This is a genomic window from Streptomyces mutabilis (genome assembly GCF_014649815.1).
Classification (GTDB): domain Bacteria; phylum Actinomycetota; class Actinomycetes; order Streptomycetales; family Streptomycetaceae; genus Streptomyces; species Streptomyces mutabilis.
In genome coordinates this window covers 75,356-97,168 of the sequence record NZ_BMTT01000018.1, presented here as the reverse complement: position 1 = coordinate 97,168, position 21,813 = coordinate 75,356, and the positions used below count along the sequence as shown (strand labels likewise).

Sequence of the window (21,813 nt, the reverse complement as noted above, 5' to 3'; positions counted from 1 at the left end):
CGTCGTACACGCGTCCCCGGGAGTGGCGTGTGCGCTCTTGGGTCAGTCGTCCCCGCACCCCCGGGACGGTCGTACACGCGTCCCTCGGATCGTCGTCCACGCGTCCCGGGAGGTCCCCGCCGCAGGGCTCCCACAGGCCCGGGGGAGAGTTGTCCACAGGACCCCCGGTCCGTCGTCCACAGCCCCGCCGCGGTGTCGGTCCCCGCCAGTAGGGTGTGAGTCATGGCCGACCCCTCCAGCTACCGCCCCAGGCCGGGAGAGATCCCGGACTCCCCGGGGGTGTACAGGTTCCGCGACGAGCACCGCCGGGTGATCTACGTCGGAAAGGCGAAGAGCCTGCGCCAGCGCCTTGCCAACTACTTCCAGGACCTGGCGAACCTGCACCCCCGCACCCGCACCATGGTCACCATCGCCGCGTCCGTGGAGTGGACGGTGGTGTCCACGGAGGTCGAGGCGCTGCAGCTGGAGTACTCCTGGATCAAGGAGTACGACCCCCGGTTCAACGTCAAGTACCGCGACGACAAGAGCTACCCGTACCTCGCGGTGACGATGAACGAGGAGTTCCCGCGCGTGCAGGTGATGCGCGGCCACAAGAAGAAGGGCGTTCGCTACTTCGGACCGTACACACACGCCTGGGCGATCCGCGACACGGTCGACCTCCTCCTCCGCGTCTTCCCGGTGCGCACCTGCTCCGCCGGCGTCTTCAAGAACGCGGCCCGCACCGGCCGCCCCTGCCTGCTCGGCTACATCGGCAAGTGCTCGGCACCCTGTGTGGAACGGATCTCCGCCGAGGACCACCAGGAGCTCGCCGAGGAGTTCTGCGACTTCATGGCCGGCCGCACCGGCACCTACCTGCGCCGCCTGGAGCGGAAGATGGCAGAGGCGGCCGAGGATATGGAGTACGAGCGGGCGGCGCGCCTGCGCGACGACATCGGTGCCCTGAAGAAGGCCATGGAGAAGAGCGCGGTCGTCCTCGCCGACGCCACCGACGCCGACCTGATCGCGGTCGCCGAGGACGAGCTGGAGGCGGCCGTCCAGATCTTCCACGTGCGCGGAGGGCGCGTGCGCGGTCAGCGCGGCTGGGTCACGGACAAGGTGGAGGAGATCACCACCGGAGCCCTGGTCGAGCACGCCCTCCAGCAGCTGTACGGCGAGGAGAGGGGGGACGCCGTCCCCAAGGAGGTCCTGGTCCCGGCCCTGCCCGACCCGGTGGAGCCGGTCCAGCAGTGGCTGACGGAGCGCCGGGGGTCGGGCGTGTCGCTGCGCATCCCGCAGCGCGGCGACAAGAAGGCGCTGATGGAGACCGTCCAGCGCAACGCCCAGCAGGCGCTCGTCCTGCACAAGACCAAGCGCGCCTCCGACCTGACCACCCGCTCGCGCGCGCTGGAGGAGATCGCCGAGGCGCTGGACCTGGAAAGCGCCCCGCTGCGGATCGAGTGCTACGACATCTCCCACCTCCAGGGCGACGACGTAGTGGCCTCCATGGTCGTCTTCGAGGACGGACTGGCCCGGAAGAGCGAATACCGCCGGTTCCAGATCAAGGGCTTCCGCGGTCAGGACGACGTCCGTTCCATGCACGAGGTCATCACACGCCGCTTCCGCCGCTACCTCGCCGAGAAGGAGAGGACCGGCGAGTGGGCGGACGGTCCGAACGGGGCGGATGCGGGCGGCGACGAGCAGCGCCCATACGGACTGGACCTCACGGACGGCCCGGTGGCCCCGGACGACGGCGACGTCCTCACCGACGGCCCGGCCCTGAAGGACGACGACGGCCGCCCCAAGCGCTTCGCCTACCCGCCCCAGCTCGTCGTCGTCGACGGCGGGCAGCCGCAGGTCGCGGCGGCCCGGCGGGCGCTGGACGAGCTCGGCATCGACGACATCGCCGTCTGCGGTCTCGCCAAGCGACTGGAGGAGGTGTGGGTGCCCGGCGAGGACGACCCGGTCGTCCTGCCCCGCACCAGCGAGGGCCTCTACCTGCTCCAGCGGGTCCGCGACGAGGCCCACCGTTTCGCGATCACCTACCAGCGCACCAAGCGGGCCAAGCGCTTCCGGTCGAGCCCGCTGGACGATGTGCCGGGCCTCGGGGAGACCCGCAAGCAGGCGCTGATCAAGCACTTCGGTTCGGTGAAGAAGCTCAGGTCGGCGACGATCGACCAGATCTGCGAGGTGCCCGGCATAGGCCGCAAGACGGCGGAGACCGTTGCCGTGGCACTCGCCCGGGCCACCCCGGCCGCACCCGCCGTGAACACGGCGACCGGAGAGATCATAGGAGACGAGGACGGGGCACCCGAGACGAGGGCGGATGCCCCGGGGGAGCCCGTGTCCGCGGGCACCCCGGACGAACGACGGGGGCAGGAGAGATGACCGAGCACGAGGCACAGCCCACAGCGGAACGAGAACAGGCCCACGACACGGCCGGCGAGGACGCGGACCCGCGGACGGCCGGACCGGACTCGCGCCAGAACGACGGAGCACAGGTGAGTACGGGCAAGGAAACAGCCGGGGCGCACGAAACGGCCATCCCCGAGCTGGTGATCATCTCCGGCATGTCCGGAGCCGGCCGCTCGACGGCAGCCAAGTGTCTGGAGGACCTCGGCTGGTTCGTCGTGGACAACCTCCCGCCCGCGCTGATCCCCACCATGGTGGAGCTCGGCGCCCGCTCGCAGGGCAACGTGGCGCGGATCGCGGTCGTCGTCGACGTCCGCGGCCGGCGCTTCTTCGACAACCTGCGCGAATCCCTCGCCGACCTCGACTCCCGCGGCGTCACCCGTCGGATCGTCTTCCTGGAGTCCTCCGACGAGGCGCTGGTGCGCCGCTTCGAGTCGGTGCGCCGACCGCACCCCCTCCAGGGCGACGGCCGCATCGTCGACGGCATCGCCGCAGAGCGGGAACTGCTGCGCGAGCTGCGCGGCGACGCCGACCTGGTGATCGACACCTCCAGCCTCAACGTGCACGAGCTGCGCGCCAAGATGGACGCCCAGTTCGCCGGCGAGGAGGAGCCCGAGCTGCGGGCCACCGTCATGTCCTTCGGCTTCAAGTACGGCCTGCCGGTCGACGCCGATCTGGTCGTGGACATGCGCTTCCTGCCCAACCCGCACTGGGTCCCGGAGCTGCGCCCGTTCACCGGCCTGAACGAGGAGGTGTCCTCGTACGTCCTCAACCAGCCGGGGGCCAAGGAGTTCCTCGACCGCTACACCGAGCTGCTCCAGATGATCGCCGCGGGTTACCGTCGGGAGGGCAAGCGCTATGTGACCGTCGCCGTCGGGTGCACCGGCGGCAAGCACCGGTCCGTGGCCATGTCGGAGAAGCTCGCCGCCCGGCTCGCCGCCGAAGGCGTGGAGACGGTGGTCGTCCACCGGGACATGGGACGGGAATGACAAGACGTACTCCGCGGCTGAGCAGGCTGCGCCGGGTGGTGCCCGAAGGGCGCGGCGGCAGACCCGCCGAGACCCGCGCCGCCCGGCCCGAGCAGGCGCGCGGCGGCAAGCCGCGCCGCCGGGGCGCCCAGCCCAAGGTCGTCGCGCTCGGCGGCGGCATGGGCCTGTCCGCCTCGCTCGCCGCACTGCGCCGGATCACCGGCGACCTCACCGCCGTCGTCACGGTGGCCGACGACGGCGGTTCCAGCGGCCGCCTCCGTGACGAGCTGGGCGTCCTGCCGCCCGGCGACCTGCGCAAGGCGCTGGCCGCGCTGTGCGGGGACGACGACTGGGGCCAGACCTGGGCCCGCGTCATCCAGCACCGCTTCCAGTCCCAGGGCGACCTGCACGAGCACGCGGTCGGCAATCTGCTGATCGTCGCCCTGTGGGAGCAGCTCGGCGACCATGTGCAGGCCCTGGACCTGGTCGGCAAGCTGCTCGGCGCGCACGGGCGAGTGCTGCCCATGTCCGCGGTGCCGCTGGAGCTCCAGGCCCTGGTCAAGGGGCACGACCCGGACCGGTCCGACGAGGTGGACACCGTGCGCGGGCAGGCGACCGTGGCGCTCACCCCCGGCGAGGTCCAGTCCGTGCACCTGGTGCCGAACGACCCGCCGGCCGTCCCCGAGGCGGTCGACGCCGTCCTGGACGCGGACTGGGTGGTGCTCGGCCCTGGTTCCTGGTTCTCCTCGGTCATCCCGCACCTGCTCGTGCCCGCCCTGCTCGACGCCCTCGTCGAGACCAAGGCACGCCGAGTGCTCTCCCTGAACCTCGCTCCGCAGCCCGGAGAAACCGAGGGCTTCTCCCCGCAGCGTCATTTGGAGGTTTTGGGACGACACGCCCCTAAACTCGCCCTGGACGTGGTGCTGGCCGACGAGGCCGCCGTGCCCGACCGTGACTCGCTCACCGACGCCGCGAAACGGTTCGGCGCCGCGGTCGAACTGGCTCCGGTCGCCCGGACCGACGGGACCCCGAGGCACGACCCGGAGCTGCTGGCCGCCGCGTACGACCGTATTTTTCGGATGCATGGAAGGATCGGCCCATGGCGATGACGGCAGCGGTGAAGGACGAGATCTCCCGGCTCCCCGTCACCCGGACCTGCTGCAGAAAGGCGGAGGTCTCCGCCGTCCTGCGGTTCGCCGGCGGCCTTCACCTGGTGAGCGGGCGCATCGTGATCGAGGCGGAGCTGGACACCGCGAACGCGGCGCGGCGGCTCAAGCGGGACATCCTGGAGATCTTCGGGCACAGTTCCGAGCTGATCGTGATGGCGCCCGGCGGGCTGCGCCGCGGTTCGCGTTACGTCGTTCGGGTGGTCGCGGGCGGTGACCAGCTCGCCCGGCAGACCGGCCTGGTCGACGGGCGGGGCCGGCCGATCCGCGGTCTGCCGCCGCAGGTGGTCTCGGGGGCCACGTGCGACGCCGAGGCCGCCTGGCGCGGCGCGTTCCTGGCACACGGTTCGCTCACCGAGCCCGGCCGGTCCTCCTCCCTGGAGGTCACCTGCCCGGGCCCCGAGGCCGCGCTCGCCCTGGTCGGCGCCGCCCGCCGACTGTCGATCGCCGCCAAGGCCCGCGAGGTGCGCGGCGTGGACCGCGTCGTCGTCCGCGACGGCGACGCGATCGGCGCCCTGCTCACCCGGCTCGGCGCCCACGACTCCGTGCTGGCCTGGGAGGAGCGACGGATGCGCCGCGAGGTCCGGGCCACCGCCAACCGCCTGGCCAACTTCGACGACGCCAACCTGCGCCGCTCGGCCCGCGCGGCCGTCGCCGCCGGTGCCCGGGTCCAGCGGGCTCTGGAGATCCTCGCCGACGACGTGCCGGAGCACCTCGCCGCCGCGGGCCGGCTGCGCATGGAGCACAAGCAGGCCTCCCTGGAGGAGCTGGGCGCCCTCGCCGATCCGCCGCTGACCAAGGACGCGGTTGCCGGCCGCATCCGCCGCCTGCTGGCCATGGCCGACAAGCGGGCCTCCGACCTCGGCATTCCCGGCACGGACGCCAACCTCGGCGAAGAGGAGCTGGCGGACAACCTCGTCGGCTGACCGAACGCGCGCCGACCCGCCGCACCCGCCGGCCCCCACCCCACACCGGTCGGCAACAAGCCGGTGCGAGCGCCCTCTCGGGTGACCCGCACCGGCTTTTCGCGTGTCCTTGCCGTGCTCTTGACTCGATCATGAGCTGTCATGAGCCTGGCATCTGTTCGCTGCTGTGGCGAACCCAGGCCTGTCGGACAGGCCCCATCTAGGGGGGTTCATGAGACGAAGAGCGAGATCGATCCTCGCCGTCGGCGCGCTCCTGATCGGCGGAGCGAGCTTCGCACCCATCGCCCAGGCACAACCCTCGGGTCCCGCGGACACGGACGCGGACGAGGTGAGGGTCTTCCGCGCCGACGTCACCCAGGAGCAGGTACCCCTGTTGCTGGCCGCCGGCCAGGACGGCCACGAACTCGGCGAGCAGGTCCCCGACCAGGGCACCGCCACCGTCGAGGTCTACCTCACCGACCAGCAGGCCGGGAAGCTGGAGAAACAGGGCGTGGACCTCAAGGAGCACACCCTCTCCACCCGGGCCGCCGAGCGCGTCGAGGACGCCGCCGACGGCGTCTTCCGCCCGTACAGCGGCAGCGGCGGCCTCAGGGAGGAGATCCTGCGCACCGCGCAGGAGCACCCCCGCCTCACCAAGGTCGTCTCCATCGGCAGGACGGTGAACGGCAAAGACATCCTCGCCCTCAAGCTCACCAAGCACGCGGACAGGTCCCGGGACGGCTCCAAGCCCGCCGTTCTCTACATGTCCAACCAGCACGCGCGAGAGTGGATCACCCCGGAGATGACCCGCCGGCTGATGCACCACTACCTGGACAACTACGAGAAGGACCGGCGGATCAGGAAGCTGGTCGACTCCACCGAGCTGTGGTTCCTGCTGTCGGCCAACCCCGACGGGTACGACTACACCTTCGAGGACACCGACAACCGTCTGTGGCGCAAGAACCTGCGGGACGTCAACGGCGACGGAACCATCAGCACCGGCGACGGCGTCGACCTCAACCGCAACTTCGCCTACAAGTGGGGCTACGACGACGAGGGCTCGTCCCCGAACCCCACCAGCCAGACCTACCGCGGCGCGGGCCCGAACTCCGAGCCCGAGACCAAGGCCCTGGACGCCTTCCAGAAGCGCGTCGGCTTCGCTTACGGCATCAACTACCACTCCGCCGCCGAACTGCTCCTCTACGGCGTCGGCTGGCAGGTCGCCACCCGCACCCCGGACGACGTCCTCTACGAGGCGCTCGCCGGCACGCCCGAGAACTCCGCGATCCCGGGCTACCGCCCGCAGGTCTCCTCGGAGCTGTACACCACCAACGGCGAGGCGGACGGCCACGCCGCCAACGTCAACGGCATGGCGATGTTCACCCCGGAGATGTCCACCTGCCAGACCATCTCCGACCAGTACCCCGACGACGAGTGGAAGGCGAACGACTGCCGGTCCGGCTTCAACTTCCCCGACGACGAGAAGCTGATCGAGGAGGAGTTCCAGAAGAACGTCCCCTTCGCACTCTCCGTCGCCGAGAGCGCCGCGCACCCCGACCGGCCGTCCTCCTCCGTCGGCATCGAGGCCGCCGACTTCACCCCGGACCCCTTCACCACGTCCTACTCGCGCGGCGCCGACCAGGAGGTCTCCGTCGTCGCGCGCAAATCGGTGCGCGACAAGGAGCTGAAGTACCGCGTCAACGGCGGACGCGTCCACGACATGGCCCTGAAGCCCTGGCGGGGCGGCGAGACGTACGGCGGCGAGGACAACCTCCACTTCGACGAGTACCGCGCCGAGGTCAAGGACGGTGGCACCGGCGACGAGGTCGAGGTCTGGTTCACCGGCCAGACGAAGCAGGGCAGGCGGACCGAGAGCGAGCACTTCACGTACACGATCGCCGAGCGGCCCCGCGCGGACGTCCTCGTCGTAGCCGAGGAGGGAGCCAGGGTCACGCAGACCAAGATCTACGTGGACGCGCTCGAGGCCAACGGCAAGCGGGCGGCCGTCTGGGACGTCGCCACCCAGGGTGCGCCCGACGCGCTCGGCGTCCTCGGCCACTTCGGCACCGTCGTTCACTACACCGGCGCTGCCGACCCCGGCAACGCCACCCAGCTCCAGCTGCGCGCCTACCTCAACGAGGGCGGCCGGCTGATCGAGGCGGGCGAACGGGCCGGCGGCAGCGTCGACCTCGGAGACGGCACCCCCTCCGACGACTTCAGCCAGTACTACCTGGGCGCCTACACCCGCACCGCCACCCCCGGAGCCACCGGATTCACCGGCTCCGGAAAGCTCGGCGGCACCACCGGAAAGCTCGGCGACGCCCCCGGCAACCCGCTGGACGCCGCCGGAACCTACAGCGTCACCTCGGACCAGCTGCCCGCCGACACCTACCCCCAGTTCGCCGGCGCGGGCGCCGGGAAGTTCGCCGGGACCGTCAACCCGTACGGGCCCTACGCGGGCGAGTGGATGGCCGCCGCCGTCCACACCGACGACGCCTACAAGCGCCTCACCCGCACCGTCGACCTCACCGGCGTCACCGCCGCCGACCGTCCCACTCTGCGCACCCAGCTCCTGTGGGACACCGAGCGGGGCTACGACCACGCCCTGGTCGAGGCGCACACCACCGGCGCCGACGACTGGACCACGCTCCCCGAGGCCGGAGGCGCGACCGGCACCGCCGTGCCGTCCGAGTGCGGGGCCGGCTTCTACATGGGCGAGCACCCCTGGCTGGAGCACTACCTCACCCTGTCCGACGACGGCTGCACCGCCACCGGCACCACCGGGCAGTGGCACGGCCTCACCGGCTCCTCCGGGGGCTGGCGGCAGGTCGAGTTCGACCTGAGTGCCTACGCCGGGAAGTCCGTCGAGGTGTCGATCGCCTACGTCACCGACCCGGGCAGCGGCGGACGCGGCATACTCGCCGACGACGCCTCGCTCGTGGTCGGCGGCACGGCGACGCAGACCGAGGGTTTCGAGACCTCGCTCGGCGCCTGGCAGGTGGCCGGACCGCCCGCCGGCAGCCCCGCCGTACTGAAGGACTGGACCCGCACCGGGACCCTGTTCCAGACTTACGGCGCCATCACCACGGACGACACCGTGCTGCTCGGCTTCGGTCTGGAACACCTCACCGAGCCGGCCGCCCGGACCGCTCTGGTCCGGCAGGCGTTGCGTGCCCTGGACGAGTGAAATCCCGGACGTGGGGGACCGGCACGGTGTAGCGAAATCGGGTGACCGGTCCCCGTGACCCTGGGCGGTCCGTACCCCTACTGGCGGGTACGGGCCGCCCTGCCGGGAATGGGCCGTCTCGATGTCACCCCCGAGGCCCCGGAGAGGTAGGGTCGGAGGTGGTCGGGGACATCCCAAACACAGCTCGCCGGCACATCGGGCCGGCGTACCAACGAGGAGATCGGTTCGTGACGATCCGCGTAGGCATCAACGGCTTTGGCCGCATCGGTCGTAACTACTTCCGCGCGCTGCTGGAGCAGGGTGCAGACATCGAGATCGTGGCTGTCAACGACCTGGGTGACACCGCGACCACCGCGCATCTGCTGAAGTACGACACCATCCTCGGGCGCCTCCCGTACGAGGTCTCGCACACCGAGGACACCATCACCGTCGGCGACAGGACCATCAAGGTCCTCGCCGAGCGCAACCCCGCCGACATCCCGTGGGGCGAGCTGGGTGTCGACATCGTCATCGAGTCGACCGGCATCTTCACCAAGAAGGCCGACGCCGAGAAGCACATCGCGGGCGGCGCGAAGAAGGTCCTCATCTCGGCCCCGGCCAAGGACGAGGACGTCACCATCGTGATGGGCGTCAACCAGGACAAGTACGACCCGGCGAACCACCACGTCATCTCCAACGCCTCCTGCACCACCAACTGTGTGGCGCCGATGGCCAAGGTCCTCGACGAGAACTTCGGCATCGTCAAGGGCCTGATGACGACGGTCCACGCGTACACGAACGACCAGCGCATCCTGGACTTCCCGCACAAGGACCTGCGCCGCGCCCGTGCCGCCGCGGAGAACATCATCCCGACCACCACGGGTGCCGCCAAGGCCACCGCGCTGGTCCTCCCGCAGCTCAAGGGCAAGCTGGACGGCATCGCCATGCGCGTCCCGGTCCCGACCGGCTCGGTCACCGACCTCGTCCTGGAGCTCGGCCGCGAGGTCACCAAGGAAGAGGTCAACGCCGCTTTCCAGAAGGCCGCCGAGGGCGAGCTCAAGGGCATCATGGAGTACACCGAGGACGCGATCGTCTCCTCGGACATCGTCAACGCCCCTGCGTCCTGCACCTTCGACTCGTCCCTGACCATGGTCCAGGACGGCAAGAACGTGAAGGTCATCGGCTGGTACGACAACGAGTGGGGCTACTCCAACCGCCTCGTCGATCTCACGGTCTTCGTCGGCAACCAGCTCTGATCCAGCCGGACTCAGCAGGCACCTCGCATGTGACAGCAGGGCTCGGGCAGCGCAAGGCCGCGCTGTCCGGGCCCTGCGTCGCGTCCGCAGCGACCAGCCCTCGTAGGATCACGAGCGATCCGAGAACCCAGGAGCCCACTGCATGAAGACGATCGACGAACTGCTCTCCGAAGGCGTCACCGGCAAGCGCGTCTTCGTCCGCGCCGACCTCAACGTGCCGCTGGACGGCACCACCATCACCGACGACGGCCGCATCCGCGCCGTGGTGCCCACCGTCAAGGCCCTGGCCGACGCGGGCGCGCGCGTGATCGTCGCCTCGCACCTGGGCCGCCCCAAGGGCGCCCCGGACCCGGCCTTCTCCCTCGGCCCCGCCGCCGCCCGCCTCGGTGAGCTGCTCGGCGCCGACGTCGCCTGCGCCGAGGACACGGTCGGCATCTCCGCCGAGGCCACCGTCTCCGGCCTCTCCGACGGCCGGGTCGCGGTCATCGAGAACCTGCGCTTCAACGCCGGCGAGACCAGCAAGGACGAGAGCGAGCGCGCCGCCTTCGCCGACAAGCTGGCCGGCCTCGCGGACGTCTACGTCGGCGACGGCTTCGGCGCCGTGCACCGCAAGCACGCCTCCGTCTTCGACCTGCCGAAGCGGCTGCCGCACTACGCCGGCTACCTCATCGCCACCGAGGTCGGCGTCCTGAAGAAGCTCACCGACGACGTCAAGCGGCCCTACGTCGTGGCACTCGGCGGCGCCAAGGTCTCCGACAAGCTCGCCGTCATCGACCAGCTGCTCGGCAAGGCCGACCGGCTGCTCATCGGCGGCGGCATGGCCTACACCTTCCTCAAGGCCAAGGGCTACGAGGTCGGCATCTCCCTCCTCCAGGAGGACCAGATCCCGGCCGTCAAGGAGTACATCGAGCGCGCGGAGAAGAACGGCGTCGAGCTGGTCCTCCCCGTCGACGTGCTGGTCTCCTCCGAGTTCCCGGACCTGAAGACCAAGGCCCCCGCCAACCCCACCACCGTCGCCGCGGACGCCATCCCCGCCGACCAGGAGGGTCTGGACATCGGTCCCGAGACCCGCAAGCTGTACGCCTCGAAGCTCGCCGACGCCGCCACCGTCTTCTGGAACGGCCCCATGGGCGTCTTCGAGCACCCCGACTACGCCGAGGGCACCAAGGCGGTCGCCCAGGCCCTCGTCGACGCCCCGGGCTTCACCGTGGTCGGCGGCGGCGACTCCGCCGCGGCCGTCCGCACACTCGGCTTCGACGAGAACGCATTCGGCCACATCTCGACCGGCGGCGGCGCCTCCCTCGAATACCTCGAGGGCAAGACGCTCCCCGGCCTCGCCGCACTGGAGGACTGACCCCGATGACCACCCGCACGCCGCTGATGGCGGGCAACTGGAAGATGAACCTCAACCACCTCGAGGCCATCGCCCACGTCCAGAAGCTCGCCTTCGCCCTCGCGGACAAGGACTACGACGCCGTCGAGGTCGCCGTCCTCGTCCCCTTCACCGACCTGCGCTCGGTGCAGACCCTGGTCGAGCACGACAAGCTGAAGATCAAGTACGGCGCCCAGGACGTCTCCGCCCACGACGGCGGCGCTTACACCGGCGAGATCTCCGGCCCGATGCTGGCCAAGCTGCGCTGCACCTACGTCGCGATCGGCCACTCGGAGCGCCGGCAGTACCACGCCGAGACCGACGAGCTGGTGAACGCCAAGGTCAAGGCCGCCTACAAGCACGGTCTGACCCCGATCCTGTGCGTCGGCGAGGAGCTCGACGTCCGCGAGGCGGGCAACCACGTCGCCCACACCCTCGCCCAGGTCGAGGGCGGCCTGAAGGACCTCCCGGCCGAGCAGGCCGAGACGATCGTGATCGCCTACGAGCCCGTGTGGGCGATCGGCACCGGCAAGGTCTGCGGCGCCGAGGACGCCCAGGAGGTCTGCGCGGCCGTCCGCGGCAAGCTCGCCGAGCTGTACTCCCAGGAGCTGGCCGACAAGGTCCGCATCCAGTACGGCGGCTCCGTCAAGTCCGGCAACGTCGCCGAGATCATGGCGCAGGCCGACATCGACGGCGCCCTGGTCGGCGGTGCCTCGCTGGACTCGGACGAGTTCGTCAAGATCGTGCGCTTCAGCGACCAGTGAGCCGGCCGGCAGGTCGACCGGTGAGTATGCGGTAGCGGCGATACGTCGTACCCTTGCGGGGGCATGGTGGCCTGTTGCACCGTGCCCCCGTCGTTCATCCGAATCCGAGGAAGTTGGTCCAGCCGTGGTTTTGGGGTTCTCGATCGCCCTGATCGTCTTCAGCGCGCTGCTGATGCTGCTGGTGCTGATGCACAAGGGGAAGGGCGGCGGCCTCTCCGACATGTTCGGTGGCGGCATGCAGTCCTCCGTCGGCGGCTCCTCGGTCGCCGAGCGCAACCTCGACCGGATCACCGTGGTGGTCGGTCTGCTGTGGTTCGCGTGCATCATGGTGCTCGGCCTGCTGATGAAGGCGAACAACTGACACGTGGCGAACTTCTGACACGCCACGCACTTCCACACGTAAAGCCCCATGTTCGGTACGCGCCGCACGGCGCCGCCTATCATGGGGCTTGCGTCTGGGCGCTTGGGCTTGTAACTCCAACCACTGGACGCGCGTTGGGCCTTACGTAGACTGAGGCGCCTCGCAGCGGAGCGAAACGCCGACTCGCTTCGCGGCACCATCACGCAGGGAGTTACACCGTGGCAAGTGGCAACGCGATCCGGGGGAGCCGGGTCGGGGCGGGGCCGATGGGTGAGGCCGAGCGCGGCGAGTCCGCGCCGCGTCTGCGCATCTCCTTCTGGTGCTCCAACGGACACGAGACACAGCCGAGCTTCGCGAGCGACGCACAGGTACCGGAGACCTGGGACTGCCCGCGCTGCGGCTTCCCCGCCGGACAGGACCGGGACAACCCGCCGGACCCGCCGCGCACCGAGCCCTACAAGACGCACCTGGCGTACGTGCGCGAGCGGCGCAGCGACGCCGACGGCGAGGCGATCCTCGCGGAGGCGCTCGCCAAGCTGCGGGGCGAGCTCTAGTTCCCGCACTGTCGGTCTTCTTCCGTACTGATCAATTAGGTTGGACCAGCCGGGACAGCTGGGACACCCAAGGAAGAAGGCTGACGTCCGACATGAACGCAGACGGCCGTACCAGGCTCAACCAGACGCCCGAATGGGCCGCGCTGGCCAAGCACCGCGAGGAACTCGGCGAGTTGCGGCTGCGCGAGCTGTTCGCCGCCGACCCGGCTCGCGGTACCGGCTGCACGCTCCGGGTGGGAGACCTGTACGTCGACTACTCCAAGCACCTCGTCACCGACGAGACCCTGCGGCTGCTGCGCGAGCTGGCCGCCGCCACCGACGTCTTCGGCCTGCGTGACGCCATGTTCCGCGGCGAGAAGATCAACACCACCGAGGACCGGGCGGTCCTGCACACCGCGCTGCGGGCCCCTCGGGACGCGGTGATCGAGGTCGACGGCGAGAACGTCGTGCCCAAGGTGCACGCCGTGCTGGACAAGATGGCGGGCTTCGCCGACCGGGTCCGCGCGGGGGAGTGGAAGGGCCACACCGGCAAGCGCATCCGGAACGTCGTCAACGTCGGCATCGGCGGCTCCGACCTGGGCCCCGCCATGGCCCACGAGGTGCTGCGCAGCTTCACCGACCGAGACCTGACGGTCCGTTTCGTCTCCAACGTCGACGGCGCCGACCTGCACGAGGCGACCCGTGACCTGGACCCCGCCGAGACGCTGTTCATCATCGCCTCCAAGACCTTCACCACCATCGAGACGGTCACCAACGCCACCTCCGCCCGAACCTGGCTGCTGAACGCACTCGGTGACGAGAAGGCGGTCGCCAAGCACTTCGTCGCCCTCTCGACCAATGCCGGGAAGGTCGCCGACTTCGGCATCGACACGGCCAACATGTTCGAGTTCTGGGACTGGGTCGGCGGCCGCTACTCCTACGACTCGGCGATCGGGCTGTCCCTGATGATCGCCATCGGTCCGGACCGCTTCCGGGAAATGCTCGACGGCTTCCGCCTCGTCGACGAGCACTTCCGCACCGCCCCCGCCGAGTCCAACGTGCCCCTCCTGATGGGCCTGCTGGGCATCTGGTACGGCAACTTCATGGGCGCCCAGTCGCACGCGGTACTGCCGTACAGCCACTACCTGTCGAAGTTCACCGCCTACCTCCAGCAGCTCGACATGGAGTCCAACGGCAAGTACGTCGGCCGGGACGGGCGCGAGGTGGAGTGGCAGACCGGCCCGGTCGTGTGGGGCACGCCCGGCACCAACGGGCAGCACGCCTACTACCAGTTGATCCACCAGGGCACGAAGCTGATCCCGGCGGACTTCATCGGTTTCGCCGAGCCGGTCGCCGAGCTCAGCGACGAGCTGAAGGCCCAGCACGACCTGCTGATGGCCAACTTCTTCGCCCAGACCCAGGCCCTCGCCTTCGGCAAGACGTCCGACGAGGTACGCGCCGAGGGCGTCCCGGAGGAGTTGGTCCCGCACAGGACGTTCAAGGGCGACCACCCGACGACCACGATCCTCGCCCGCGAGCTGACCCCGTCGGTGCTCGGCCAGCTCGTCGCCCTCTACGAGCACAAGGTGCTCGTGCAGGGCGCGGTCTGGAACATCGACTCCTTCGACCAGTGGGGCGTCGAACTGGGCAAGGTCCTCGCCAAGCGCGTCGAACCCGCCCTCACCGAGGGCGCCGAGGTCCCGGGCCTGGACGCCTCCACCGAGGCGCTGGTCGCCGCCTACCGGGAGCTGCGCGGCCGGCAGTGAGCCTGGGCGCGGCGGCCCGGCCGGTCCTCCCGGTCAGGCCACCGCGCTCAGCGTGTCCGCGAGGCGGCGCCGGGCCGCCCGCGCCGCGGGCACCGCGGCCAGCGCCGCCGCACCGAGCACGGCCGCCGCGCCCACGAGCACGAGGAGAACGGGGGAGGGGGCCTGCGCGATGCCCGCGCCGATGCCGCTGGCGGCGCCTTGGGCGTCGATCAGCCAGTGCGCGAGCGGCAGCCCGAGGGCGGCGGCGAGGAGCACGGCCGCCAGGGCGGTGCACCCGGTGGCCGTGACCGTGATGCCGGTGATCTGGTGCGGTGACAGTCCGATCGCCTTGAGGGCGAGCAGGTCACGTTCGCTCTCCCGGACGGTGCCGCCGATCGCGGTGAGCAGTTCGATCAGCCCGACGAGGGCGAGGACGGCGATCAGCCCGAGGACGACTCCGCGCAGCGGGGAGAGCCCGTCGGCCGGGTTCGCCACGGCGTGCACGTCGAGCCGTCCGTGCCCGGCCTCGGCGAGCCGCCCGGCCACCTCGTCCGGGTCGGCGCCGGCGCGCAGGCGCAGCTGGTGGAGGGTCGGCTCGAGCCGCGGGTCGTTCTCCCGGAGGGTGTCCAGTGAGGTGGAGATGACTCGGCCCGCGTTCTCGGGCTCGATGCTGCGGCCCACGATGTGCAGGACCTGCGGTTGGTCCCCGACGGTCAGCCGCACCCAGTCGCCGACCTCCACCTCCAACAGGTCCAGCAGCCCCTGCCCCGCCACCGCCTCGTCCAGTCCGTGCGCGCGGCGGCCCTCGGCCAGGGCGTACGGGTACGGGTCCTCGCGGGTGCCGAGCCCGCGCAGGGCGATCGTCGCGGTCTGACCCGGCACCAGGGCGGCCACCTCGACACCCGGGTAGGCGGCGGCGACCTCGGGGTCGCGCTCCAGCAGGGCCCGCGTGCCGCGGTCGCCGGGACCGGTCTCGGCGCGGACGGTGAGGGCGGTCGGCAGGCCGATCCGCTCGGGGTGGTCGTGGAAGCGGTCGATGGTGGTCCACGCGCTCATCGCCACCACGATCAGCAGCAGCGGCAGCGTGAGCCGGGCTACCGTGGCGAACGCACGCGGGCGGCGGGCGAACGCCTTGTGCCAGCCGAGGACGAGCGCGGGCGGCACGCGCAGCTCCAGTCGGTGCGTGTCGGCTGCCTGCTCACCGGCCGCTCCGCGGTGACCGGTGCCGGCCCCTTGGCTGCCCGGGCCCCCGGGCTCGGCAGGGCTCGGGACGTCGATCTCTCCGGTGCCCGGGCTGTCGCTGCCTCCGCTGCCCGAGAGGTCGGCGTCCCCGGGGTCCTTGGTTCCGGGCTTCGCCGGGGCGGGCGTGCCGGAGACCGTGGCGGTCCGGACGCCGGGCTCCCCGGCACCCCCGTCGCCCCGCCCCCGCACCCGGAACACCCGCAACCCCAGCGCCCCGCGGGTCGCCCCGGACAGCCCGCCGCCCCGTGCCGCCGCCGGACGCGGCAGCGGAACCGGTGGCACCCGGCCCGCCCGCCACGCCGCGAGGCCGGTGGTGGCGCCGATGAACAGGACCGCGCACGCCGGCACGGCGAACAGCGCGACGGTGTGTCCGGGCAGCCCCTGCCACACGCCGACCGCGTCCCCGAGCCGCCCCGGCACCCGGCTGCCGAGGGCCTGGGTGAGCCCTGCGGCGGCCACCGCGCCGAGCAGCGCGTAGGCGAGGTGCTGGAGCAGGAAGACCCGCACCACCTGCCCCGGCGTGAAGCCGATCGCCTTCAGTACCGAGATGTCCCGCAGATGACCGCGGATACGGGTGCCGATCGCCCCGTGCACCGCCAGCCCCGCGGCGAGCAGCGCACCCAGCCCGAACAGGCCGAGGACCTGACCGAGCAGCCGGTTGTCGCCCTGCGCCTCCGCACGGGCCTGCTCCCAGGTGGAGACCTGCCCGATCGCACCGGCGCCCAGCACGGTCACCGCCCGCTGCACGGCGTAGTCCGTCTCCCCGGGATCGGCCAGCCGCAGCCCGATCACCTGCCCGCCGGGGTCGGGCACCGCGGCCGGCGGTGCCCACACGAGGCCCGGCTGCTCGCCCGGCCGGTAGCGGCGTTCGGGGCTGTCGGCGACGCCGAGCACGGTGAGGGTCCGCGCCGTGCCGGGCAGCGTGAGGGTGTCGCCGGGCTGGGCCAGCAGCGCGCGGGCGAGCCGGCTCTCCAGCACCACTCCGTCGGGCTCGTCGGCGTCGAGCCAGTGCCCGGCGGTGAGCAGCGGCCGCCCCACCTCGGGCACCTCGGCGGTGCCGCGCAGCTCGACCGAGGCCCGGGTGCCGCGTACGGCGACGGTGGCGGAGGCGGTCGGATAGGGGCCGGCGACGGACTGGACGCCGTCCAGCGCGGCCAGCTCACCGGTGTCGGCGGCGCGGTCGGTGTGCAGCCAGACGTGTGCGCCCCGGGCCTGTGTGAAGACCCGCTGCCAGGGATTGGTCGCGTACCCGAACAGGGCCGTGGCCAGCAGCAGCGACGCGACGATGCCGACGGTGGCGAGGACGAGGAACAGGGCCTCGCCCCGGTGCGTGCGCAGATCGGAGTGGGCCCAGCGCAGGGTGGCTCGCACGGGCCTCAGCCCTCCGGTGCGCGGTGCGCGCGGTGGTCGTACGCCCGCATGTCAGTCCTTGAGCTCCAGCACGGCGGACGCCCCCGGGCGGCGGCGCGGTGGCACACCGGCGTCGAGTTCGACGTCGTCGGCTACCCGTCCGTCGAAGAAGCTGATCACCCGGTCGGCGGCGCTCGCGAGCCGCGCGTCGTGGGTGACCAGCAGGATCGTCTGGCCGCGCCGGTGGAAGCGGGACAGCAGCCGCATCACCTCGCGGGTGCCCTTGCTGTCCAGGCTGCCCGCGGGCTCGTCCGCGAGGAGCACCGGCGGATGGTTGACCAAAGCCCGGGCGAGCGCCACCCGCTGCTGCTCGCCGCCGGACAGTTCCCCGGGCATGCTGCGCTCCTTGCCCACCAGCCCCAACTCGGCCAGCAGCTCCTCCCGCTCGGCGCGCGCTCGCTTCGGCGGCACCCCGGCGAGCAGGGCGGGTAGCTCGACGTTGTCGGCGACGGAGAGGTCGGAGACGAGGTTGAAGAACTGGAAGACGATCCCGATGTGCTTCCTGCGCGCGACGGCCCAGCGCGCCTCGCTGTACGCGTCGGTGCACTTCCCGTCCAGCCAGACGCTGCCGGCGTCCGGCCGCTGGAGCCCGCCTAGCAGATGCAGCAGCGTCGACTTGCCCGCGCCGGACGGCCCGGTGATCGCCACGAACTCGCCCCGCCGCACGCACAGGTCGACCCCGCGCACGGCGTGCGCCGGTGCGCCCTCGCCGTGGTGCGTCTTGACCAGGCCCTCGGCGCGCAGCACCGGAGCGGGGTCCGCACTCGCCCCAGCGCTCACTCCAGCTCCTCCAGCTCTTCCTGGCACCGTTCCAGCCAGTCGAGGTCGGCCTGGAGGTGCAGCATCGCGCCCTCGATGAGGAGGTGGGCGATGCGGTTGTCGCGGTCTTCGGCGGCGGCCAGCTTCGACAGCTGCCGCATCGTGTTCAGGTACTGGCGCCGCTGCTTGTTGATCAGGACGATCTGGTCGGCGAGCCCGGTCTGCGGAGCCAGGGCGAGCTTCATGAAGAACTCGTCCCGAACCCGCGGCTCGTCCGCCGTCTCCTCGTACCAGGCCCGCAACTCGTCGCGCCCGGCGTCGGTGAGGTGGTAGACCTTCTTGTTGGGCCGGCTCGACTGCTCGATGTCCTCGCCCTCGATCAGTCCCGTCTTCTCGAGACGGCCGAGGGTGACGTAGATCTGGCCGACGTTCGGCTGAGGGTACGCGGAGCCCAGCAGTTGCTCAAGGTCCTGCTTCAGCTCGTAGCCGTGGGCCGGACCGCGGGCCAGGAGAGCCAGGAGGTGCAAGCGCACTCAGCCGTCCTCCCGCTTCTGTTCGAGTCCCCGGATGTGCTCCAGGCCCTAGTATCGCGCATACCTAACAGGTATACATGGCCTTTGACCCGGGCGAGGACGCCCGGTGCCGGTGCGGACGAACGGGCCCGGTGTACGAGGGTGTACAGGGAGGAACCTATGCGGTGGATCCACGCCGCCGGCAGGGGCCTCCTCGTCCTCGTCGTCGTTCTGACCGGGTACGCCGCCTCCGGCGCCCGCGCCGACGAGGGTGCCGCGAGCGGTCGCGGGCCGCTCACCCTGGCCACCGCGGGTGACCTCACCGGCTACCTCGGCCCGTTGCTGGAGGGCTGGAACCGCGCTCACCCCGACGAGCGGGTCACCCTCGTGGAACTGCCCGACTCCGCCGACGAGACCCGCGCACAGATGGCCACCGACCTGCGCGACGGCGGACGGCACCGCTTCGACGTCCTCAACATCGACGTCAACTGGACCTCCGAGTTCGCCGCCGCCGACTGGATACGCCCGCTGCCCCGCGACCGCTTCCCGCTCGGCGCCTTCCTGCCGCCGGTCGTCGACACGGCAACCTACGACGGGCGGCTGTACGCCGTCCCCTACGTCACCAATGCCGGCCTGCTCCTGTACCGCACGGACGTCCTGGACGCCGAGGGCGTCCCGCCGCCGCGCACCTGGGCGGAGCTGGAGCGGTACGCCGAGACGATCGCCCCGAAGCACGGACTGGACGGCTACGCCGGACAGTTCCTGCCCTACGAGGGCCTGACCGTGAACGCCGCCGAGGCCGTCTACTCGGCCGGCGGCAGCATCCTCGGCGACGAGGGCGCACGCGTCACCGTGGACTCGGCGGCGGCCCGCGAGGGCATCGGATTCCTGGCGCGCGGGGTGCGCGAGGGCTGGATACCGAAGTACGCGCTGACCCACAAGGAGGAGGAGTCCAAGCGGGCCTTCCAGGACGGCCGCCTGCTCTTCCTGCGTAACTGGCCCTACGCCTACGTCAGTGCCTCGGCCCCGGACTCCGAGGTCGCAGGGAAGGTCGGCGCCGTACCGCTGCCGGGTCCCCACGGCCCCGGGACCAGCGTCCTGGGCGGCTCCAACCTGGCCGTGGGTGCCCAGGCCCGGCACCCCGACTCCGCCGCGCGCCTCATCGCGTACCTCACCAGCGAGCGCGTTCAGCGCCAGGTCCTCACGCGCGGCGCGCTGCCGCCCGTACGGGCCGACCTGTACGAGGACCCCGCGCTCGTCGGGGCGTTCCCCTACCTGCCGACCCTGCGCGAGAGCGTGCTCGCCGCCGCCCCACGACCCAAGAGCCCGCGCTACGACCAGGTCAGCCTGGCCGTGCAGGCGGTCGTGCGCGACGCGATGACCGGACGGCAGACGCCCGAGGCGGCGGTACGGCGGCTGGCGCGCGAGCTGGCGGCCATCTCCTAGTCTCCTCCGCTTCTAGTTGCGTGTTAGGTAACGCCGACGTCTCATCTGCACCCGTAGTGCGGTGAAAAGTCAGGATATGAACGCCCAACTGCTCAGTAGCCTCCGTTCCGTTCGTTGACACCCGCGCGTCACCGCTACATAACATGCATGCATAACAGCGGCCCCTCTAGAGACAGGTTCCCGGGGTGAACAGGCACCACTGGTGGCGTGACGCGGTGATCTACCAGGTCTATGTCCGCAGCTTTCTCGACAGCACCGGCGACGGCGTCGGCGATCTCGCCGGTGTCCGGGCCGGACTGCCGTACCTGCGCAAACTCGGCGTGGACGGGATCTGGCTGAGCCCCTTCTACCCGTCACCGCAGCACGACCACGGCTACGATGTCGCCGACTACCGCGGTGTCGACCCGCTCTTCGGCGACCTCGACGAGTTCGACGCGCTGGTCGCCGCGGCCCGGCGCCTCGGCATCCGGATCCTGCTGGACATCGTCCCCAACCACTGCTCCAGCGAGCACCCGTGGTTCCGCGAGGCCCTGGCCTCCCCACCCGGCAGCCCGGCCCGCGCCCGCTTTCACTTCGCCGACGGCCGCGGACCGGACGGGGACGAGCCGCCCAACAACTGGCACGCCATGTTCGGCGGCCCCGCCTGGACCCGCGTGACGGAGCCCGACGGCCGTCCCGGCCAGTGGTACCTGCACATGTTCACGCCCGAGCAGCCGGACTGGAACTGGCGTACCCCCGAGGTCGCCGCCGAGTTCGACCGCATACTCCGCTTCTGGCTGGACCGGGGCGTCGACGGCTTCCGCATCGACGTCGCCGCCGGCCTCTACAAGCACCCCGACCTGCCCGACTCCCCGGACCCGGAGGCCGACGCCCGCACCCGCGACTCGGTCAACCCGCTCGCCTGGAACCAGCCCGAGGTGCACGACGTGTGGCGGCACTGGCGCGCGGTCTGCGAGGAGTACACCGCCCGCGACGGCCGCGAGCGCCTCCTCGTCGGCGAGGTCTCGGTCCCCACCGCCCGCGAGCACGCGCGGTACGTCCGCCCGGACGAGTTGCACCAGGCGTTCTTCTTCGACCTCCTCGGCGCCCCCTGGGACCCCGACGCCTTCCGCAAGGTCATCTCCGAGGCCATGCAGGACATCGCCGGCACCGGCTCCACGGTCACCTGGGTGCTCAACAACCACGACCAGGTCCGCACCGTCACCCGCTACGGCGAACCCGCCACCGACGGCAGCGGCCTCGGCACCGCCCGCGCCCGCGCCGCCGCGCTGCTGATGCTGGCGCTGCCCGGTGCCGCGTACATCTACCAGGGCGAGGAACTGGGCCTGCCCGAGGTCGTCGACCTGCCCGACGACGTGCTCACCGACCCGATCTTCCACCGCACCGGCAGCCGCGCCCGCGTTCGCGACGGCTGCCGGGTGCCGCTGCCCTGGTCGGGCCAGGCCTCCCCGTTCGGTTTCACCTCCGGCGACGGGACCGCCAAGCCCTGGCTGCCGCAGCCGGAGTACTTCGCCGAGTACGCCACCGACCGCGCCCTCGCCGACACCCGCTCCTTCTGGCACCTGTACCGCGACGGCCTGCAACTCCGCTCCGAGCTGCCCCAGCTGGGCGAGGGCACCCTGCGCTGGTTGGAGACCCCGCCCGGCGTGCTGGCCTTCGTCCGCGGCGACGGCCTGGTCTGCGCCGTCAACTTCGGCACCGCGCCCACGCCCGCACCGGTACCCGGCACCCCGCTCCTCTCCAGCGGCTCCTGCCCACCCGGCGTCCTGCCCGGCTCCACCGCCGCCTGGTGGATCGCCGACCTCTGACCCCTGCTTGAC

At 71.4% G+C, this 21,813-nt stretch carries 16 protein-coding genes; 13 read left to right on the top strand and 3 right to left on the bottom strand.

Annotated features, from left to right (window positions below; genetic code table 11):
* The first annotated feature begins 222 nt into the window (after positions 1-222).
* From uvrC to pgi, 11 genes are all read left to right on the top strand, one after another.
* Positions 223-2,364, top strand: a complete 2,142-nt coding sequence (gene uvrC / locus IE142_RS28485) for an excinuclease ABC subunit UvrC (RefSeq protein WP_191888401.1) — start codon at positions 223-225, stop codon at positions 2,362-2,364.
* Positions 2,361-3,377, top strand: a complete 1,017-nt coding sequence (gene rapZ / locus IE142_RS28480) for an RNase adapter RapZ (protein ID WP_191888400.1) — start codon at positions 2,361-2,363, stop codon at positions 3,375-3,377. Before uvrC ends, rapZ begins: the two co-directional genes overlap by 4 nt.
* On the top strand, positions 3,374-4,465 hold the full coding sequence (locus IE142_RS28475; RefSeq protein WP_191888399.1) for a gluconeogenesis factor YvcK family protein: 1,092 nt from the start codon (positions 3,374-3,376) through the stop codon (positions 4,463-4,465). The genes rapZ and IE142_RS28475 overlap by 4 nt, the downstream gene beginning before the upstream one ends.
* A complete protein-coding gene (gene whiA, locus IE142_RS28470; RefSeq protein WP_043374250.1) occupies positions 4,456-5,448 on the top strand; it encodes a DNA-binding protein WhiA in 993 nt (330 codons plus the stop codon). The genes IE142_RS28475 and whiA overlap by 10 nt, the downstream gene beginning before the upstream one ends.
* Positions 5,449-5,659: 211 nt before the next feature.
* Positions 5,660-8,614: a M14 family metallopeptidase gene (locus IE142_RS28465; protein ID WP_191888398.1), complete on the top strand. Its 2,955-nt coding sequence runs from the start codon at positions 5,660-5,662 to the stop codon at positions 8,612-8,614.
* A 227-nt stretch (positions 8,615-8,841) separates the two neighbouring features.
* Positions 8,842-9,849, top strand: coding sequence for a type I glyceraldehyde-3-phosphate dehydrogenase (gene gap / locus IE142_RS28460; protein ID WP_191888397.1), 1,008 nt, complete (start codon positions 8,842-8,844; stop codon positions 9,847-9,849).
* A 142-nt stretch (positions 9,850-9,991) separates the two neighbouring features.
* The gene (locus tag IE142_RS28455; protein ID WP_191888396.1) at positions 9,992-11,203 is read left to right on the top strand and encodes a phosphoglycerate kinase; all 1,212 of its coding nucleotides are present in this window, start codon (positions 9,992-9,994) and stop codon (positions 11,201-11,203) included.
* A 5-nt stretch (positions 11,204-11,208) separates the two neighbouring features.
* Positions 11,209-11,985, top strand: coding sequence for a triose-phosphate isomerase (tpiA, locus tag IE142_RS28450; protein WP_191888395.1), 777 nt, complete (start codon positions 11,209-11,211; stop codon positions 11,983-11,985).
* Positions 11,986-12,115: 130 nt separating this feature from the next.
* Positions 12,116-12,346: a preprotein translocase subunit SecG gene (gene secG / locus IE142_RS28445; RefSeq protein ID WP_019331045.1), complete on the top strand. Its 231-nt coding sequence runs from the start codon at positions 12,116-12,118 to the stop codon at positions 12,344-12,346.
* Between the two features lie 266 nt (positions 12,347-12,612).
* Positions 12,613-12,900, top strand: a complete 288-nt coding sequence (locus tag IE142_RS28440) for an RNA polymerase-binding protein RbpA (protein WP_043374262.1) — start codon at positions 12,613-12,615, stop codon at positions 12,898-12,900.
* A gap of 92 nt (positions 12,901-12,992) precedes the next feature.
* Positions 12,993-14,645, top strand: coding sequence for a glucose-6-phosphate isomerase (gene pgi / locus IE142_RS28435; protein WP_191888394.1), 1,653 nt, complete (start codon positions 12,993-12,995; stop codon positions 14,643-14,645).
* Between the two features lie 33 nt (positions 14,646-14,678).
* Here the strand turns inward: pgi and IE142_RS28430 are convergent, their stop codons facing one another.
* From IE142_RS28430 to IE142_RS28420, 3 genes are read right to left on the bottom strand one after another with little or no spacing between them, the layout of a single operon-like run.
* On the bottom strand, positions 14,679-17,237 hold the full coding sequence (locus tag IE142_RS28430; protein WP_191888393.1) for an FtsX-like permease family protein: 2,559 nt from the start codon (positions 17,235-17,237) through the stop codon (positions 14,679-14,681).
* 51 nt (positions 17,238-17,288) lie between these two features.
* The gene (locus IE142_RS28425; RefSeq protein WP_191888392.1) at positions 17,289-18,056 is read right to left on the bottom strand and encodes an ABC transporter ATP-binding protein; all 768 of its coding nucleotides are present in this window, start codon (positions 18,054-18,056) and stop codon (positions 17,289-17,291) included.
* Entirely contained in the window at positions 18,053-18,568 is a 516-nt protein-coding gene (locus IE142_RS28420) for a PadR family transcriptional regulator (RefSeq protein ID WP_191888391.1), read from the bottom strand. Before IE142_RS28420 ends, IE142_RS28425 begins: the two co-directional genes overlap by 4 nt.
* 159 nt (positions 18,569-18,727) lie before the next feature.
* Between IE142_RS28420 and IE142_RS28415 the strand changes: the two genes are divergently transcribed.
* Complete coding sequence (locus tag IE142_RS28415) at positions 18,728-19,993, top strand: ABC transporter substrate-binding protein (protein WP_191888390.1); 1,266 nt, start codon at positions 18,728-18,730, stop codon at positions 19,991-19,993.
* 185 nt (positions 19,994-20,178) lie between these two features.
* The gene (locus IE142_RS28410) at positions 20,179-21,801 is read left to right on the top strand and encodes a glycoside hydrolase family 13 protein (RefSeq protein ID WP_191888389.1); all 1,623 of its coding nucleotides are present in this window, start codon (positions 20,179-20,181) and stop codon (positions 21,799-21,801) included.
* Positions 21,802-21,813 lie beyond the last annotated feature (12 nt).